This is a genomic window from Nonomuraea sp. NPDC001636 (genome assembly GCF_040298265.1).
Lineage (GTDB): Bacteria > Actinomycetota > Actinomycetes > Streptosporangiales > Streptosporangiaceae > Nonomuraea.
Map to the genome: position 1 here is coordinate 19,076 of NZ_JBEOZT010000028.1, position 17,863 is coordinate 36,938.

At 69.5% G+C, this 17,863-nt stretch carries 15 protein-coding genes; 7 read left to right on the forward strand and 8 right to left on the reverse strand.

Going from position 1 to position 17,863, the window contains the following annotated elements; genetic code table 11:
- Positions 1-82 precede the first annotated feature (82 nt).
- On the reverse strand, positions 83-769 hold the full coding sequence (locus ABT158_RS39125) for a TetR/AcrR family transcriptional regulator (RefSeq protein ID WP_352362415.1): 687 nt from the start codon (positions 767-769) through the stop codon (positions 83-85).
- Positions 770-856: 87 nt separating this feature from the next.
- Between ABT158_RS39125 and ABT158_RS39130 the strand changes: the two genes are divergently transcribed.
- Together ABT158_RS39130 and ABT158_RS39135 are read left to right on the forward strand one after the other, a co-directional pair.
- Positions 857-2,314: an MFS transporter gene (locus ABT158_RS39130; protein ID WP_352362417.1), complete on the forward strand. Its 1,458-nt coding sequence runs from the start codon at positions 857-859 to the stop codon at positions 2,312-2,314.
- Between the two features lie 21 nt (positions 2,315-2,335).
- Entirely contained in the window at positions 2,336-2,992 is a 657-nt protein-coding gene (locus tag ABT158_RS39135; RefSeq protein WP_352362419.1) for an SGNH/GDSL hydrolase family protein, read from the forward strand.
- 46 nt (positions 2,993-3,038) lie between these two features.
- Here the strand turns inward: ABT158_RS39135 and ABT158_RS39140 are convergent, their stop codons facing one another.
- Positions 3,039-3,884 carry an NAD(P)H-binding protein gene (locus tag ABT158_RS39140; RefSeq protein WP_352362421.1) on the reverse strand — a complete coding sequence of 282 codons (846 nt, stop codon included), beginning with the start codon at positions 3,882-3,884 and terminating at the stop codon, positions 3,039-3,041.
- Positions 3,885-3,989: 105 nt separating this feature from the next.
- Here ABT158_RS39140 and ABT158_RS39145 point away from each other — a divergent pair, with 105 nt between their 5' ends.
- Complete coding sequence (locus tag ABT158_RS39145; RefSeq protein WP_352362423.1) at positions 3,990-4,997, forward strand: helix-turn-helix transcriptional regulator; 1,008 nt, start codon at positions 3,990-3,992, stop codon at positions 4,995-4,997.
- Between the two features lie 140 nt (positions 4,998-5,137).
- Here ABT158_RS39145 and ABT158_RS39150 read toward each other — a convergent pair whose 3' ends face one another.
- Complete coding sequence (locus ABT158_RS39150) at positions 5,138-5,701, reverse strand: TetR family transcriptional regulator (protein ID WP_352362425.1); 564 nt, start codon at positions 5,699-5,701, stop codon at positions 5,138-5,140.
- A 124-nt stretch (positions 5,702-5,825) separates the two neighbouring features.
- On the opposite strand from ABT158_RS39150, the gene ABT158_RS39155 reads away from it, so the two are divergent.
- Together ABT158_RS39155 and ABT158_RS39160 are read left to right on the forward strand one after the other, a co-directional pair.
- The gene (locus tag ABT158_RS39155; RefSeq protein ID WP_352362427.1) at positions 5,826-6,737 is read left to right on the forward strand and encodes an SDR family oxidoreductase; all 912 of its coding nucleotides are present in this window, start codon (positions 5,826-5,828) and stop codon (positions 6,735-6,737) included.
- Positions 6,738-7,076: 339 nt separating this feature from the next.
- A complete protein-coding gene (locus tag ABT158_RS39160) occupies positions 7,077-8,075 on the forward strand; it encodes an ArsR/SmtB family transcription factor (RefSeq protein ID WP_352362429.1) in 999 nt (332 codons plus the stop codon).
- Positions 8,076-8,188: 113 nt separating this feature from the next.
- On the opposite strand, the gene ABT158_RS39165 is transcribed toward ABT158_RS39160, so the two are convergent.
- Positions 8,189-12,046, reverse strand: a complete 3,858-nt coding sequence (locus ABT158_RS39165; RefSeq protein WP_352362431.1) for a DNRLRE domain-containing protein — start codon at positions 12,044-12,046, stop codon at positions 8,189-8,191.
- 550 nt (positions 12,047-12,596) lie between these two features.
- On the opposite strand from ABT158_RS39165, the gene ABT158_RS39170 reads away from it, so the two are divergent.
- Together ABT158_RS39170 and ABT158_RS39175 are read left to right on the forward strand one after the other, a co-directional pair.
- The gene (locus ABT158_RS39170; RefSeq protein ID WP_352362433.1) at positions 12,597-13,043 is read left to right on the forward strand and encodes a DMT family transporter; all 447 of its coding nucleotides are present in this window, start codon (positions 12,597-12,599) and stop codon (positions 13,041-13,043) included.
- Between the two features lie 104 nt (positions 13,044-13,147).
- Positions 13,148-13,474, forward strand: a complete 327-nt coding sequence (locus ABT158_RS39175) for a hypothetical protein (RefSeq protein WP_352362435.1) — start codon at positions 13,148-13,150, stop codon at positions 13,472-13,474.
- A gap of 653 nt (positions 13,475-14,127) precedes the next feature.
- On the opposite strand, the gene ABT158_RS39180 is transcribed toward ABT158_RS39175, so the two are convergent.
- The 4 genes from ABT158_RS39180 to ABT158_RS39195 are packed head-to-tail and all read right to left on the reverse strand — an operon-like array spanning position 14,128 to position 17,841.
- Positions 14,128-15,315 (reverse strand): SGNH/GDSL hydrolase family protein, encoded by a 1,188-nt coding sequence (locus ABT158_RS39180; protein ID WP_352362437.1) that lies wholly within the window; start codon positions 15,313-15,315, stop codon positions 14,128-14,130.
- An 11-nt stretch (positions 15,316-15,326) separates the two neighbouring features.
- Positions 15,327-16,154 carry an endonuclease/exonuclease/phosphatase family protein gene (locus ABT158_RS39185; protein WP_352362439.1) on the reverse strand — a complete coding sequence of 276 codons (828 nt, stop codon included), beginning with the start codon at positions 16,152-16,154 and terminating at the stop codon, positions 15,327-15,329.
- Positions 16,155-16,177: 23 nt separating this feature from the next.
- Positions 16,178-16,984: a carbohydrate ABC transporter permease gene (locus ABT158_RS39190; protein WP_352362441.1), complete on the reverse strand. Its 807-nt coding sequence runs from the start codon at positions 16,982-16,984 to the stop codon at positions 16,178-16,180.
- A complete protein-coding gene (locus ABT158_RS39195) occupies positions 16,981-17,841 on the reverse strand; it encodes a carbohydrate ABC transporter permease (protein WP_352362443.1) in 861 nt (286 codons plus the stop codon). The genes ABT158_RS39190 and ABT158_RS39195 overlap by 4 nt, the downstream gene beginning before the upstream one ends.
- Positions 17,842-17,863: the final 22 nt, after the last annotated feature.

Here is a 17,863-nt window from a genome sequence, read left to right on the forward strand (position 1 = left end):
TGCCACGAATGTGGCTGCCGCTCTGAGGTCAGGGGCCACTGTTCGTGAGAACTGACCGCATGCTTCCGGCCGCCGGGTGCGGTCAGTTCTCACCAACAACATCAGTAGCGGATGGCCGCCGGGCGGTGCGCCGCGAATCGCGCGATGCCGACGCGAGCAAACCCTCGATCACCTGCCGCGCCATCGCTACCCGGTCGTCGTCGCCGAGGCGCACGGCCAGGTTGACGGCGTTGAGCAGGGCGCTCACCTGGAAGGCGGCCGACTCGGGATCGATGTCGGCAATCTCACCATGTGCGACGGCGTGCCGGAACTGCGTCGCCAGCGTCGTGTGCCAGGCACGCTGTTGCCGTTGCAGTACATCCCGGACAGGCCCGGGGCGGCTGTCGAATTCCGGCAGGTTCGCGCCCCAGAAGCAGCCGCCGGGGAACAGCGGCTGCACGGCGTAGTCGATCCACCGGTCGACCAGGGCGCGGATGCGCGCGACACCGGCGGGGGAGCGCAGGGCGGGCCGGATGACCGCGTCGACGAAGGCCTCGCCGGCCGCTTCCGCGGTGGCGAGCTGGAGCGCCTCCTTGGTCCGGAACAGGGTCTGGATGCCTGCCTTGCTGATGCCGAGATCCTCGGCCAGACGCCCGAAGCTGACCCCGTCGAGCCCGTCCAGCGAGGCGATGTCGACCGCTCGCCGGGTAACGGCGCGCCGTGACTGCGCGCCGCGCAGCAAACGCCGGTCGGTGGTTTCCTCAGCTGCTTGCCGCCCAGATGTCACCATACAGTCGATCGTATGTCGTCTGTACGCCTCCGATAATCCCTGGCCCTCCCCTGCGTGGTTGAGATAAACATACGGCCGGACGTATGCTTGCGGCTCGCCGCGCCGAGATCGGCCGGCACGGGCAAGAAGGGGTGCTTGATGCATGACGTAACCAGGGCGCAGACGCCACGGCTGCCGCGGGATCATTCGACCGCGATCGTGTGGGTGCTCTGCGCGGCCGCGTTCATGGCGATGCTCGACGTGTTCGTGGTGAACGTCGCGTTCACCAGGATCGGGGAGTCGTACCGGGGTTCCTCGCTGGCGGACCTCAGCTGGGTCCTCAATGGGTACGCGATCGTCTATGCGGCGCTGTTGATTCCGGCCGGGCGTTTTTCGGATCGATTCGGGCGCAAGGCCGGATTCCTGGGCGGGCTCGGCATGTTCACGCTGGCCAGCCTGGCCTGTGCGGTGGCGCCGTCGTTGTGGGCGCTGGTGGCATTCCGGGTGGTGCAGGCCATCGGCGCCGCCGCCCTCACCCCGGCGAGCCTGGGGCTGTTGATCACGGTGCTGCCGCAGGCGAGGGTGCCGGGCGCGGTGAAGATCTGGGCGACCACGAGCTCCTTCTCCGCCGCCTTCGGTCCCGTGGTCGGCGGCGCGCTGGTCGAGGCGTCGTGGCGCTGGATCTTCCTGATCAATCTGCCGGTCGGGGTGGTGGCCGGAATCTCGGCCCTGCGCCTGGTTCCGGATCTGGGGAAGCGCGTGCGGGCGCGGGCACCCGACCTGTTCGGGGTGGCGCTGCTGGTCGTGGTGATCGGGGCGCTGTCGCTGGGGCTGGTGAAGAGCGGCGAATGGTCGTGGACGGGCGGGGCGACCCTCTCCGTCCTCGCCGTCGCGGTGGTGGGCCTGGTCGTGTTCGTGGTGCGGATGGTTCGGCATCCGGATCCGGTGGTGTCGCCCGCCCTGTTCCGGGTGCCTGCGTTCGTGTGGGCCAACACCACCGTGCTGGCCTTCTGCACCGCCTTCGGCGCGTGGTTCCTCAGTATCGCCATGTGGCTGGAGAACGCGGCCCACTTCACCACCGTCGAGACCGGGCTCGCCATCGTGCCGGGACCGATCATGGTGCCGATCTTCGCCGCCGTCAGCCAACGACTGATCGAGCGGATGCCGGTCGGGGTCGTCGTGGGCGCGGGCAATCTGCTGTTCGCCGGCGGGGTGGCGCTGGTGCTGGCCACCGCTGCAACGCCCGTCCACTACGCCACCGAGGTCCTGCCCGGCTGGATGATCTCCGGCGTCGGAATCGGCCTCGCCCTGCCCAGCATGATCGCCTCCGCGGCCGTCGATCTGCCGCCGGAGCAGTCCGCCACCGGCAGCGCGGTGGTGAACACCGCCCGCCAGCTCGGCTACGTGCTGGGCGTGGCCGTTCTGGTCGCCCTCGTCGGGTCGCTGAGTGTCGCCTCCGATCGGTTGCTGACGGCCTTCCAGCACGGCTGGTGGTTCATCGCCATCGTGGCCGCCGTCAGTGCGGCGACGGCACTCGGCATCACGCCTCGCGCGGGCAGGTCGTGACTGAAGATGCAGACTCCAGCATTGACCGAAGAGTCCGATCCGCTCTGTCTGCCCACGGCAACTGCCGCAGCCTTGCTTGCCGACGCCCCGTGGCGACGGTTCGGCGTGATCGGTGACAGTCTGTCGGCCGGTATCGGCGATCCCACCCCGGGATACGCGAACCAGGGCTGGGCCGATCGGGTGGCGAACGTGCTCAAGCTGGTGCACCCGGACCTGCAGTACCTCAACACCTCAGAGTCCGGGGTCACCACGGCCCGTACGGTGACACACCAGCTCGACCGCATGCTCGACTTCGGCCCGGACCTCATGCATCTTCCGTGCGGCCCGAACGACATCTTGCGGCGTCACCCCGACTTCGGCGAGATCGAAAACACCATGCGGCGCATGTACGATCTCGCGGCCGGAACTCGCGCACAGCTGACGACCTTCACCCTAGGACGGGCCTTCATCGTTCCGGCCTTTGCGGACTGGCACGAACGAATGGTGACCATGAACGGCATAACCCGCCGCCTGGCCGCCGAATACGACGCCGTCGTCATTGACATGTGGAATCATCCGGTCAACGACCGGGACAATCTTCTGAGCGCGGACCGCATTCACTTCTCGACGTCGGGCCAGGCGGTGATGGCAACGGAGGTCGTTCAACACCTGGCGCGCGTTCTCAAGACGGACGAGTGACAGCCGGCCCAGGGCAGACAGCAGCCATCGCGTCTGCCCGATCCCGTCAGGCGGGCTCGAAGTCGGCTCGGTGATCGGCGGCCCACTCCGCCAGCGTGCGGCCCGGCCGTCCCGTCACCACGGTGACGGGACGCGGGACATCGGGGACGGTGAGGGTGTCGTGCCAGTAGTCGAGCAGCATCTTCATCACCGGCTCGGGGATGAACTGCGCGGTCTCGGCGCGGAACTCCGCAGGCGTGATCTCCACCAGCGGGACCTCCCGCTCCAGGGCTTCGCCGATGATCGCCACCTGCTCGGAGCGGGTCAGGGCTTGCGGGCCGGTGAGCGGGATCGCCGCACCCAGATGATCGTCGGAGAGCAGGGTCTCGGCGGCGGCCTCGGCGACGTCGTCCTCGTGGATCGGGGCCTGCGCCGATGCCAGGTACGGCGCCCGGATCGGCGCGCCGGAGCGGATCTGCCAGGCCCAGGAGAGCAGGTTGTTGGCGAAGGTGCCGGGTCGCAGGATCGTCCAGGCGTCGGTGCGGCCGGTCACGGCGGCCTCGACCGCGCTGTGGTGGAGCTGACTGGCCGAGCCGTGGTCGCGCTGGAACTCCTTCGCGGCGGCCAGGGAGGACAACACGGTGAAGCGGTGGACGCCGTGCGCGACGGCCGCGGTGACGAACGCCTCGACGCCCTCGGCGGGGAAGAGGAAGGCGCGATCGACACCGTCGAACACCTGCGACCCGAGCGTGGTGGCGGCGGCCAGGTCGCCGGCGACGACCTCGACCCCGGCCGGCAAATCCGCGTCATCGGGCTTGCGGGTCAGCGCCCGTACGGCGGCGCCGCGGGCGAGCAGGGTCGCGACGAGGCGACGGCCGACGGCGCCGGTCGCTCCGGTGACAAGGATGGTCACGAGGCTTCTCCTCAGGGAAAGCGGTGCCGGTCTGTCCGGCTCGGACTCCAACTTAAAGAGGGTTTAGGGCAATTTCTGTCCGCATTTCTCCTACACTGGCGGATCATGTCGGAACAGAGCACGACCGAGCGGGCACTGCGCCTGCTGGAGCTGCTGCAGGCCCGCCGGTCCTGGAGCGGCGGCGAGCTCGCCGACCGCCTCGGCGTCGACGGCCGCACCCTCCGGCGAGATGTGGAACGGTTGCGCGGCCTCGGCTATCACATCGAGGCACGCCGCGGCCCCGAGGGCGGTTACCGGCTGTCCACGGGCAGCGACCTGCCGCCGCTGGTGTTCACCCCGGACGAGGCGCTCGCCGTGGCCGCCGCGCTCGCCTCGTCGGCTGCCAACGGGGCTGCCGGCGGGGGCGAGGTCGCGCTCACCGCCCTGGCCAAGATGGAGCAGGTGATGCCCCAGGCGGTGCGCCGGCGGGTGCGGGCGCTGCGCTCCTCACTCGCCCTCGGCGACACACCGAACGCGACGGCCGGCGCGTACCCGGCTCCGATGAACGCCGACGTGCTGGCCGTCCTGGCGCTGGCGTGCCGGGACGCGGAGCGGGTCCGGCTGCGGGTGATGCACACCGAGGGCGACGACACCGGACGGGAGTCCTCACGCCACGTCGAGCCCGCCGCCCTGGTGCCTCGGGAGACCCGCTGGTTCCTGGTGTGCCGGGATCTCGATCGTGGGTGGCGGGTGTTGCGCGTCGATCGGATCACGCGAGCATCGGCGACGGGCGTGCGCTTCGAACCGCGAGAGGTCCCCGGAGGCGATCCCGTCGCGTTCGTCACCAGCCGGCTCGGCGCTCCGCCTCGTGAACACACGGCGACGATCCTGATCCACGCCCCGATCGAACAGGTACAGGCGTACATGGGCGGCTTCGCCGCGGACTTCTCCCCGGCGACAACCGTCACCGGTCAGGCGGCGACCCACTGGCGCATCGCCGACGTGCGGCTCGAGGTCCTCGCCGGCGGCCTGCTCTGGGTGCGATGGCCCTTCGAGGTGATCGACTCTCCCGGGCTCGCCGCCCTGCTGCGGGATCGAGCCGCGGCCTTCGCCTTCGCCGCCGACCCGCGCTGAAGCGGCCCCACCCGACCTCGAAGATCGCGACTGGGAGCTGTGCCGGCGGCGACCTGGCACAAAGGCGCGATCGGCGAGCGCCGCGGGCGCGCTTCAGGTGTTGGCCGGCGCCTTGGGAGAGGGTGCCGGTGGCCGGCCGGTCAGGGGGTACGGCAGAGGGCGCGCAGGTCGCTGAAGGCTTGCAGGAGGTGCGCGTCCAGGCTCTGCGAGGGGTCGTCGATCCAGGCCTGGGCCGCTTGGTGGAAGGTGGCCCACCCGATCTGAGCGGCCAGGCGGGCCGACCGGTCGGCGACACCGCGCTGCCGCAGCGCTCCGGCCACGGCTTCGGCGATCGACGCGGCCTTGGCCAGGTCCCGCTCGCGCAGTGCCGGCGTCGCCGCGATGACCTCCAGGCGTGGTTCGGCGAAGGGGCGGTTGTCCTCCAGGAGGTGCTCGACCTTGCGGAAGGCGTGGAGCAGCAGGTCGAGCGGCTGGAGATCGCCGGGTGCCTCCGCCACCGCCTGCACCAGGGACGCGCGCAGGTCGGCTTCGCCGTCGAAGAGCACCTCGCGTTTGTCGGGGAAGTGCCGGAAGAACGTGCGTTCGTTGAGGCCGGCCCGGGCGGCGATCTCGGCCGTGGTGGTCCGGTCGAACCCGCGTTCCCGGTACAGCTCCAGAGCCGCCTGCTGCAGGCGGCGGCGCGCTTCTGCTCCGCTGCGTGGCACGCTCCGCAGGATACCGCATATGTCAGTGACTGACGCTACTTGACGCCAGTTACTGGCGCTACCTAAAGTCAGCGACTGGCGCTACGTAGTGCCAGTAACTGGCGTTAAGTGAGAGGGTCGTCTCATGCATGTCTTCGTCACCGGCGGTTCCGGCCAGACCGGCCCCGCCGTCGTCACCGAACTCATCGCGGCCGGTCACACCGTCACCGCTCTGGCGCGCTCGGACGCCGCGGCCGCCCGGCTGGCGTCGCTCGGGGCCACCCCCCACCGCGGCTCCCTGGACGACCTCGACAGCCTGCGCAGCGGCGCCGAGGCCGCCGACGGCGTCCTGCACATGGCCTACGGCGGCGACTTCTCCGATCTCGACGACATGATGAGGCGCGACCGGACGGCGATCGAGACGCTCGGCCGGCCGCTGGAACACTCGGGCAAGCCGCTCGTCGTCACCTCGGGCACCCTGGTCATGCCCGCCGGCCGGGAGAGCACCGAGCAGGACGAGCCCGACGCCACCGGGATCGCCGCCTTCCGCATCGCCGGGGAGCGCGCGTGCCTGGACTTCGCCACCAGGGAAGTACGCGCCGCCGTGGTACGCCTGGCTCCCACCGTCCACGGTCCCGAAGACCATGGTTTCATCCCCATGCTCATCGCCACCGCGCGGAAGACCGGCGTGTCCGCCTACGTGGGAGACGGCACCAACCGGTGGCCCGCGGTGCACCGGCTCGACGCGGCGGTCCTGTTCCGCCTGGCGCTGGAGCAGGCGCCCGCGGGTAGCGTGCTGCACGGGGTGGCCGAAAGCGGCGTCACCTTGCGGAGCATCGCCGAGGTGATCGCCCGGGGCCTGGGGGTGCCTGCGGTCTCGCTGACGCCCGCCGAGGCCGCCACGCACTTCGTCAGCCCGTTCATGGCCGTCGCGTACGGGTTCGACGGGCCTGTCTCCAGTTTCCGCACGCAGCAGCTGCTCGGCTGGTCACCCGTACACCCGACCCTGCTCGAAGACCTGGAGCACGGCGACTACCTGAGGTCCCCGCAGCACTGAGGAAATCGCTGTGCGGATGCCATCAAGGCGGACGGTGTCGCGGGACATGTGCTCCAGCGGCCCGTACGTGATCTGAAGGTCCTCGTAGGCGTAGTGACCGCCACCTTCCCAGGGCTCCGCGAACATCAGTCAGGGCGGCGTGACGTGAACAACTCCGCGCCCCTCGCATGCGCCGTCCCAGGGGGCGGGCCGGCGGCGGTACCTGCGACGCCGCTCCTGCTGACCGCGCCGAACTCGTACGCCACTTTCGTGGCCGTAACCGCACCGGGCCACGGTCTTGTGAGCGTTCACGTCAAGCATGAAAATGCGAAAGGGGAAAATACGTCGAGCGGGGGACCCATGACGCTACGTATTTATTTTACCGGCGAGGATTTGGCGCGTACTCGAATCGCCGGCGAATGTGATGCGATGTGGGAGGTGATGCTCAGCCTCTACAGATTGCGCCGCCGGGAACGGACCGTAGTCTTTGACAAGTGGAAACAGGACATCGTGGCGAAGGTACCCGCCGCGACTCGCCTGCTGACAACTCTGGCGCCGGAACGCGGTTACGCCGTCGACTTCCTGACCCCGCGCACGGAGGAGGGCACGTTGGCGGCCGGGCTCGAGGCCTTGCGCCGTACGACTCGGAAACGCCTGCGCTCGGACCTGTGGGAGTTGTCCATGAGACATCCGGCCACGCGGCTGCCTGGGTGGGTGAACGGCCTGGCAACGGGCGACCAGCAGGCGATCGGCGCTGTCGCCTCGGCGGTCGAGGCCTACTTCGGGGCATGTCTGTCACCGTATTGGCCGCGCATTCAGTCCCAGGTCGCCCGGGAACGTGCGCGGCGATCGACCATGTTGTCCCAGGGCGGATGGGGGGCGGTGTTCTCCACTCTGCACCCGTCGGCCCGGTGGAGCTTCCCGACGCTCGAACTGTCCTATCCCGCCGATCATGACATCCACCTGAACGGCCGGGGCTTGCTGCTGCAGCCCTCGTGCTTCTGCCGGCAGACGCCGATCACGCTGCGCGATCCGGACCTCCCGCCGGTGCTGGTCTATCCCATCGAGCACGATGCCGGCTGGGCACATGACGAGGCCAACGGTGGCCACCCGGCACTGAGGAGACTCCTCGGCCTGACCCGGACGCACGTCCTCGAGACCATCGCCGACGGCGACTGCACCACGAGCGAACTCGCTCGGCGGCTCGGCATCCCAGGCTCGACCGCCAGCCGCCAGGCCACAGCCCTGCGCGAGGCAGGACTGGTGCGCAGCCAGCGCCTGGGACAGGCGGTCATCCACACCGTCACCGACCTCGGCACCGCACTTCTGGAAGGCCGCCGACCGGCGCTGATGGCCTGAAACCGGCCCCACGGCTCAGCCCGGAAGGGCAGCGATGATGTCTTGACGGAGGGGGCGGGTCGAAGACGGCCCGGCCCCCTCTGACATGTGCGGTGGCCGCCGGGGCGGCCTTGTCACTTCACGACTTTGGCCACGTAGACATGCGCCAGTCTCGGAAGGGCGTCGCTCAGGCTCCGGTAACGGTCCCTGGGGCCATGTTGCGCGTAGAAGACGCCCGCGCGTTGCGAGACCCAGCTGACCACTGCCAGGTGGTCGAGCCATCCTGACACGTTCTTCTGATCAAAGAAGATCACGTCTCCGGGCTGGACGTCCCACCAGCTGTACCGCCAGGCGAGGCGATGCCGTTTGGTCTGGAAGTGGTTGTAGAAATGGTTCACGCTCATCCAGCTGTACGAGCGGAACGCGGCGCCGGTGCGACGGTGCTCGAACCAGTTGTTGTCGCTGGTACGCGAAGCCCAGCCCTTCTCCGGCGCCTTGCCTCCCTTGTTCACGGCGTAGGAAGTGAAGTTGGTGCAGTTGTTGCTCTTGATGGCGTAGGGCCATGAGTAGACGTTGTCCACCGCCCAGCTGGCGATTCCCGATTGTTTGACGCTCCGTGTGGAGACGTGGCCCGATCCGGCGGACAGGTCCGGCCATCCTTGTGCGTCCAGGGGAAGCGCGGCGGGGGCATCGGCCGGGGCCGCCGTCGACTCTCCCGTGATCGCGGCGTTGAGTTCGCCGTCGCCCGAGGTGGGAGAGGCATCCATCGCCGCCCCGTCGAGGTTCTGCGCGATCGCCGCCACCGAGGTCGACTGCCGCTTGAACACGAAGTCCCGCACGGCGAGGTCGTCGTTGGTCTTCGCCTCTTCCGACGTCGTCCCGACGCCGTCGGCGGTGGTCGTGGTGGTCTTGACCGTGGCCCGGACGGTGACGGAGTCGGCGGCGGTCTGGGAGACCAGGACGTCCGACAGTGTCACGGCCGAGTTCCGCTGGGCCACCTCGTGACTCGCGGCCTCGTCGGCCCACTGCCGCAGGGGGCCGGACTGGGTGTCGAGCACGGAGGCGAAACGCGTGCCCTGAGTGCTCTGGCTGATGACCACCGCCGACGAGCTGATCAGCCCCTCGCGCATCTTGTTCTGTGAGGCCAGGTACTGCTTCACCGCATCGAGATAGCTCGCCGGCCCACCGGCGACGGCTTGGGGAGTCACGGCGGCCGGCGCCGTCCAGTCGCTGGTGCCGTACGGTGTCTGGGCCCGGACCCGGACGGTGTAGGCCGACCCGTTGGTCAGCCCGGACACGACGAGGGCGTGGTCGGCGCTGCCGGCGCTCTTGAGCACCTGGTTGTCGCCGGTGAGCACGTCAATATCGTAGTGCACGGTTGCGCTGCTGCCCCCGTCGGCGGGCTCGTCCCAGGTGACGAGAGCGCCTGCGTCACCCGCGCGGACGCGGATGCTCCGGGGGACGGCCGGCGGCCCGGGCGGCAGGTAGGAGATCACCAGTTGGGGGGCGGCGAACGTCGCCGGGACGCTGTCGTCGGCCCCCAGCAGCGCCAGCCCGTGGTTGCCGGCCGGCTCGGCCGACCAGTCGGCGAGCAACGCCGCCAGGTCCAGGTCGGCCGTTCCCACAGGGGCATCGGCGTTGCCTTCCGTACCGATCGCGGCCGTGACGTCGGACGAGACCGGGGTCGCCGGCAGGGCGGTGTCGAGGGCATAGGCGGAAACGGTTCCCGAGCAGACGCCGGTACAGGCGGGAGCGCCCAGTTTAAGATCCGCCGAGAGGATGCGCGCCCCTGCCGGGATCGTGCTCAGGTCTGGCGAGACGACCGTGAGGTCGCGCTCTGCGCCGGTACCGCCGATCTTGACCGTGGGGGAGGGCAGCAGCGGGCAGGCGGAGCCTTGACAGGCGTCCGCGGCGGCCTTCGCCGTCGAGAGGGTCAGCTTGTCGGTGCCGAGGGTGACGGTCTGTCCTTGTGGGGTGGACTGCGGCGCCGGAACCGTGAACGAGACGGGTGCGGTCTTGTCCGTGCACGCGGTGCCGACGCAGCCGCGCATCCGCCACGTGTAGGTCTGGCCCTGCTGGACCATGCCGTCAGGGAGTCTCAGGGAGACGCGCCCGCCTTCGGTGACATCGCCGCTGCCCAGCGGGGTGGGGCCGACAGCGTTCCCCGAGCCGTCGGTGAGGAAGAACTCCGCCGTAGCCGCGTTGCCGGAGGGACGGCTCACCACGCCGGAAAGGATGGGATTGGCGGGTTCGTCCAGCGCGGCGCTTTGTGCCGTCGGCAGATCAGCGGCGTCTGTGGTCAGCAGGACAGGCTCGGCGGCGGTCGCGTCGACTCCGTCGCTGGCCGTCACGGAAAGTTCGTAGCGTGTCGCGTTGGTCAGATATCCGGGCGGAATGGTCCACTGAGCTGCTGTTCCTGAGGGCACGCCGGAGACCGCCTGCGTACGGGTCGGCTGTGAGCAAGTGGCGCCGAACGGCGTGCAGGCGAGGGTGAAGGTGTAGGTCAGGCTGCTGCCCTCGGAGTCGGCGGCCTTGGCGCTGATCGTGGGGGTGAGGCTGGAGGTCGTCATCCCGTCCGTGGAGGAGGCGGCATCAGGGGTGACCGATGTCTGCGGGGCGGTGGGGCGGCTGTTGTAGGTGACGGTCAGCGCCGGATCCGTCGGGCCCTGGCTGCCGGAGGTGTAGTTGGCGGAGTGGTACCGGCGCCAGGTGGTGGAGTCGGACTGGTCGGCGCCGCGGACCTGGACGCCGTGGTTGGCCGAGCCGTCCGCCCATGCCTGCACGATGGCGTCGATGTCCCAGTGCGTGAACGCGGCAGGGCACCCGCTGTCATGGCCGTAGGCGCTGGTGACCGTCTTGGCTCCCGTGGTGGTGGTGGCCGGCTCCGATCCGTAGCTGACCGTGTCAGGGTCCCACCCGCCGGTGATGCGGCGGACCTGCACGCCCGAGCCCGCCGTGGAGCACGTCGATGACCAGTAGGTCCACAACCTCAGGTCGGTGTCCAGGATGTGCTTCCCGCGCAGGCCGGCGATCCCGTTGAACAGGAGGTACGAACGGGCGACGGTGCTGCCGCCGTCGAAGGTGCCCGCCTTCAACTCCGTGGAGCCGCGCTGGGAGTCCGGGAAATTGGTAGCCACCCAGGTGTCGGTGCTCACCGTCAGAGTGCTCGTCGGGTCGATCGTCACCGGGTACCGCAGCTGGGGATCGTTGAGGAACTCGGGGTCCGGCCGCAGCGTGAGCACCGCTCCGCCCGCCTCCGAGCGGATCGACGTCGCGACCTCCGCCTGACGGGCCGACTCACCGGAGGCAGGGTCCTGGGAGGAGTCCCACATGTGCGGGGCCGGCGCCGAGATGACGGTGTTGCCAAGGCTGTCCACGAGGCGAAGGCCGTGATCGGCGTCCTTCCGCAACGTGAGGCCCTTCGTCCTGATCGGCAGAGTGATCGTCAGAGGGCCGGAGGGCGGTCGGTGCAGCACCAGCGAGTGCGTGAAGCCCTGCGGCAGCGACGTGACGATCAGATCCTCGCCCGGCGCCACCTCCGTGTATGTGGCCGTGTTCCCCCGCACCGTCGGTCTTGGGAGCGCGCGGTTCCAGCCGACCGAGAACGAGCGGCTGCCGTTGTCCATGGAGGCGAACGGCTCGGTTCCTCCGTTGGACACCCTCAGATCCACCTGCGCCGCCCTGGGCTGGAATCTTCCGTTGGTGGCGGCCAGGGACGCGTCGATGGCGGTCCACGTCTCGTTGCGCTTCATGCGGATCGGGGCGGTATGTGCTTCCGTGGTCAGGCTGCCGTCCGGGTTCGCCCACGTCGTCGAGTACTCGGTGCGGGCGTCAGCCACCTCTGCGGGGGCCTTCTGAGCGCGAGCTGCCCGCTGCGCCGATGAGAGGGAGGACTGTGGGGGCACGGCCAAGGGTGGTGCAGACGGATCGGGCGTGGCCTGCGCCCAGGACACCGCGCCGCTGAGGGTCAGGCTCGCCATCAGACTGAGCACGACAGCGATCCGAAGCGTCGGCCAGGCGGGCGCTCCTCGGGTTCTGGTGCGGCGTTCACCTGTGCGCCATAAGTGCGGATCAGAGGTCACAGAATCCTCCAGGAAGAAGCGAATGGACATGGGTCACCGCAAGATCGCATCCCGTCCAGGGCAGGCCTGCGTCCCGTCAGCGATCGACCCCAGATCGGTCTTTCCTCACGAACGGTGATGAGGGCTGGGTCAATCTTCGTTCAGTCCGGTGTTCGCCCATAAGCATTTCCATATGGGTGCAAATGCGCTGGCAGCGAGACTGCCGGCACTGCATCGACAGGTCTTCAGGTCGCTCGCCGCGCGGCAACCGACCACCCTCCGGCCTCACTTGAGTACGAGCAGGGCAGGCGGCGGGGCGAGCGGCCCCGCCGCCTTGCGGGTGCCGATCAATCATCCCTTCGTCGGATCCGGTCTAAGCAGCCCACAGTGCGGATGGACGGACCACCGGCGTCTTCCCGATCCCTGACCGCTGCCGCGCGCAGGTCCTCGCCGTGGCCCGCGACCTGCTGAACGAGGACTCATGAACAAGTGGCTGCCGCTGGTGGCGGCCATCGTGCTGGAGGTGACCGCCACCTTGTCGCTGCGCGCCGTCCTGAACCACCCCGCCTGGTTCGCCCTGGCCGCCGTCGGCTACGTGGGCGTGTTCCTGGCCCTGAGCATGGCCCTGAGCATGGGCCTGCGCGGGCCTGGGCATCGGCGTCGCCTACGGCATCTGGGCCTCCTGTTCGGCGAACCTCTCACCAAAGTCATGGGAGCCGGGATCGGCCTCATCACCGCCGGCGTCCTGCTCATCAAACTCGGCGCCGCCCACCAGCCAGGACTGCCTGAGTCTCCCGCTGTTTTCCACCAACCGATTGACTGGACGCATGAAGCCCTCGGCGAATTGAGCACGCACATTCCCGACCGGGAATATGAGGTGAGACTTCCGCGGACCTCGCCGTGCAGCGTCGGGGCCGGAGGAGCGTAGCTTCAGACCGGATGACAGCGACAGTCCGGCCATGGCCGCCCCTCTGGTTGGCTCGATTTCCAATGACTCGTCATCATCAAGATTCACCTCGCAAGGAAATAAGCATGGACGAACTTCTCCGCGACCTTCCTCATCCTTTCCCGGAAGATCGATTCCCTGTCGGTCTAGGCGCCGTCGTGCAACGAACCGTGGCCGGCGGCGAACTCCCCGCCCTCGTCGTGATCCACGATATGGACAACGATTGGCTCGTCGGCGACGGCGTCAACGATCCGAATTCCTACGAGGCCTCTGGCCTTTATCATCTGCGGCATATCGTCGATGCGGATCCGACGCTTGAGGAGACAGCGACTCTGCCACTCGGCCACATCGCCTGGAGAGGTAGCCGTGACGAACCTTGGACAGTGGAGGAATTCCAGTACCCGGAGAACTAGCACTCCAGCCACAGTCATCGATCTTGCAAATGTCGTCGCCGGCAGTGGTTCATCGAACGTGGGCTTGGGAGCGTCCAGGGTGGCCAGCGCAGCAGGTCAGAACCCGCACCACCAGCACCGCCCAGGGGCCCAGTCCCAGGGAACTGCGAGGGCCGGCGCCTGATCATGGTCTGTCAACGCTGAGATATGTGAACCCGGCCGAGCGCATTCCGGCCGGGTTGCCGCGTGCCTGCGTCGCCGGCACGACCGTGGTCCTGGAGCGTCGTGCCGATCGACAGGGTCCTGGAGGTGGGGGTCGCGAGCGCCCCCGAGGGTGCCGTGCTGTGGCCGAACGACGTCGATCCCCGGTAGGTCGTCCAGCATGACGCGGCCAAGGCCCTGGTCGGCAAGCCCAGGGCGCGTGTCGGCACGCCGCGTATATGGCCGCCGGCCTGCTCAGCCCCGGGCTTCACCTGCTGTCCGTCCAGGCGCGCGGCTGGCCGCGCGAGCGCTGGGAGCGATGGGTCCTCCGGACCCAGGCACGCTCAACTCTGCGCGAACCGAGGGCCGCCGGACCGGACGGCACGCGGGGTGCGCGTCCCGCCCGGCCGTGTTCAGCTCGGCCGTGATGAGCCCGGCCGCGTCCTGTCCGGCCGTGTTGAGCCCGGCCGTGTTCAGTGCAGCAGGTTGAGGTCCACGGCGTCGGCCATGGCCGCGAAGCCCGCGGCGTTGGGGTGGATGTGGTCGCCGCGGTCGTAGGCGGGCAGGTAGCGCAGCGGGTCCGCGGGGTCGGCCAGCGCGCTCGCGAAGTCCACGACCCCGTCGAACGCGCCGCCGGTGGTGATCCAGGTGTTGACGGCCTGGCGTTCGGCCTCCAACGCCTCGTCGTACCCGGCGCTGCCCTTCAGTGGCGGGAGCGTCCCGCCGATGATCCGCGCGCCCGCCGCGTGCACCCGGTCGGCGATCTGGCGGTAGGCGGTGACGAGCCGGTCGGCGGTGGCGCGGTTGCGCAGGTCGTTCGTGCCTTCGAGGAGCAGCACGTACCTCAGGCCGTCGCGGGTGAGCACGTCGTGCTCCAGCCGGTTCAGCACGCTCAGGCCGTCCTGTGCGGTGTCGGCCAGCACGCGGTTGCCGCCGATGCCCACGTTGACGACGGCGGGGTCGCGTCCGGGGGCGGCGGCGAGCCGGGCCGCCAGCTGGTCCGGCCAGCGCTCGAAGCCGTCGACGGCCGTGCCGGAGCCGTCGGTGATGGAGTCGCCGAGCGCGACCAGCGTCTCGCGGGTGGGCCCGTGGGTGACGGCGACCGCGTTGAGGAAGATCCAGCTTCTCACCGTGGTGGTGAACGAGCCGCCGTCCTCGTCGGCGGTGTGGTCGCCGGTCGTGAGGTAGTTGGTCTGCACGGCGGACCGGTGCCAGGTGGCCGGCCCGGTGGCGTCCGGGAGGTAGATGCTGACGGCCACGTCCTGGCCGCTCCTGACCTTCAGCTCCACCGGGTCGCTGGAGACGTCCTGACCGGCGGGGACGGTCACCGAGGGCGCGCCGCCGAAGGTGAGCCGCCTCAGTGTGCCCGCGGCCAGCGCCGGGCCGGAGCTGCGCAGTGCCACGGTGGCGCCGCCGAAGGTCACCGGCCGGTCGCCGTGGAGGTTGGAGAGCCGGACGCGCACCTGGTCGCCGTCGCCGCGCATCCGCACGACCATGCGGATGCTCTGGTTCTCGTACGCGGGCGGCGCCGCGGCGGCGGCCGAGGAGTGCAGGGAGGTGGCCCAGGCGTCGGCCCAGTGCCCGGCGGCCCGCGCGGGAAGCGCGATCGGCGTGGTCAGCGCGACGCCGAGCAACGCGGTGAGCAGGCGCCGGGGGGTCATGGAGGCGTCCTTCACGGGAGCAGCAGGTCTGTGACGAGCGGCAGGTGGTCCGAGGCGTCGGTGCTCACCAGCCAGGCCGAGCGCACGTCGGAGCCCTTGGGCACGAAGACGTAGTCGAAGCGCCACGTGTTCGCCGCCGACAGGCCGGGGCCCACGCCGACCCGTGCCCACACGTCGTCGTACCGGTCGGTGAAGGTCTTGATGCCGGGGAAGGTCGGCACGGCGTTGGTGTCGCCGAGCAGGATGACCGGCTGGGCCGACTGGGCGAGCCGGGCCGTGATGGCGTCGGCCTGCTCCTGCCACTCGGCGTCGCTGGTGTGCTGCATGTGCGAGTTGCCCAGCCGTACCTGCTTGCCCTGGATGTTGACGACGACCTCCAGCAGGCCGCGCGGCTCGCTGCCGGTGTACTGCGGGAGGCGGGTGTTGCTCGATTCGAGGATCGGCCAGCGGGACAGGAACGCGGTGCCGTACTGCCTGCGCGGCCGGCCCGGCTCCAGCGGGTCCAGGTCGTAGTTGGCGCCGTACGCCTGGTGCATGCCGAGCATCCCGGCCAGCTCGCCGGCGGTGTCGAGCCACTCGCTGCGCGCGCGGAAGTGCTTGTCGACCTCTTGGAGGCCGATGACGTCCGGGTCGATGGCCTCGATCATCTCGGCGGTGTGCCGGAGGTCGAAGACGTTGTCGGGGCCGGCGCCGTAGTGGATGTTGAAGGAGGCGACGCGGATGACTCCGCGCCGGATCCTGCGCTTCTCCACGGTCGCGGAGGCGGGCATCGCGGCCAGTCCGACGCCGGCCGCCGCCACGGCGCCGGCGCCGAGCAGACCTCTCCTGCTGATGCTCATGATGGGGGGTTCCTTTCCGGGGGTTACTTGAGCGCGCCGGACGTGAGCCCGGCGACGATCCTCTTCTGGAAGACCAGGACGAGGATCACGAGGGGGATCGTGACGACGACCCCCGCGGCCATCTGGGTGCCGAACGGGGTGTCGAAGTCGGAGGCTCCGCCGAACTGGGCCACCCGCACGGTGGCGGTCTGCATGTCCGCCTTGCTGATCATGGTCAGCGCGATCATGAACTCGTTCCAGGTGGCGAAGAAGGCGAGGATGGCCGTGGTGAACACGCCCGGCGCGGCGATCGGCAGGATCACCCGCCGGAACGCGCCCCAGCGGGTGCAGCCGTCGATCGTGGCGGCCTGCTCCAGTTCGTGCGGCATCTGGCGGAAGAACGCGGTGAGCGTCCAGACGGCCAGCGGCAACGCGAACGACATGCTCGGCACGATCATCGCGTGGTAGGTGTTGATCCAGCCCAGCTCGGTGAAGAGCTTGAGCAGCGGCACGATCAGCAGCGCGCCGGGGAACATCGAGGTACCCATGATCAGGCCGAGCACGAGGTTCTTGCCGCGGAAGGTGAGCCGGGCCAGCGCGTAGGCGCAGCAGATGCCGAGGACCAGCGTCAGCGCGGTGGTGCCGGCCGACACGATCAGGCTGTTGAGCAGCGCCCGGCCGAAGTCGCTGTGCCCGGAGAACACCGCGGCGTAGTTCTCCAGCGACGGCGGCGACGGCCAGGGGGTGGTGGAGAAGATGTCGCCGGTGCGCCGCAGGCTGGAGACGACCATCCAGTAGAACGGCGCCAGGCAGTACACCACGACGAGCCCGGCGCCCAAGGCCCTCTTCATGCCGTCCTCTTCCTTGATCGTGCGTCGGCGAGCAGGTCGGCGCCGAGCAGGCGGACGAAGACGAACACCGCCACGGCCACGTACGAGATCAGCACGATCCCGTAGGCGGCGGCCGACCCGTACCTGAGCTGGGTGGCCTCGTCCCAGACCAGGGCCGACAGGGTCTCCACGGAGAGCTTGCCCCGGCCGATCATCACGAACGGCAGGTCGAACATGGCCAGCGCGTCGAGGATGCGGAACAGGACCGCCACCACCAGCGCGGGCCTGACCAGCGGCAACGTGATGCGCCAGAACGTCTGCCAGGCCGAGGCGCCGTCCACCTTCGCGGCCTCGTAGACCATCGTGGGGATGATCTGCAGCCCGGCGAGCACCAGCAGCCCGACGAACGGCGCGGTCTTCCACGTGTCGGCGACGATGACGGCGAGCTTGGCCTGGACGCCTTCGGTGGTCCACAGGATCTTCTCGCCGATGACGGCGTTGGCCACGCCGTCGGCCTGGAACACCCACCGCCACATCAGGCCGGAGATGGCGGTCGGCACCGCCCAGGGGATGAGGATGCTGGCCCGCACCAGGCCGCGGCCGCGCAGGACGTTGTGCATGACCAGCGCCATCGCGACGCCGAGCACGGTCTCCAGCGTGACGGTGACGACGGTGAAGACCGTGGTGTTGGCCAGGGCGTTGAGGAAGCGCTCGCCGACCAGCTCGGCGTAGTGCGCCAGGCCGACGAACCGTTCGCCCTCGACGACGAAACCGTCGGCGTCCAAACCCTCGCCCCGGACGTACATCGACTCCCGCGCGGCCGCGACCAGCGGGTACAGGACCACCAGGGCGAGGGCGAGCAGTGTCGGGGAGATCATCAGTGCGGTGAACCACCGCGAG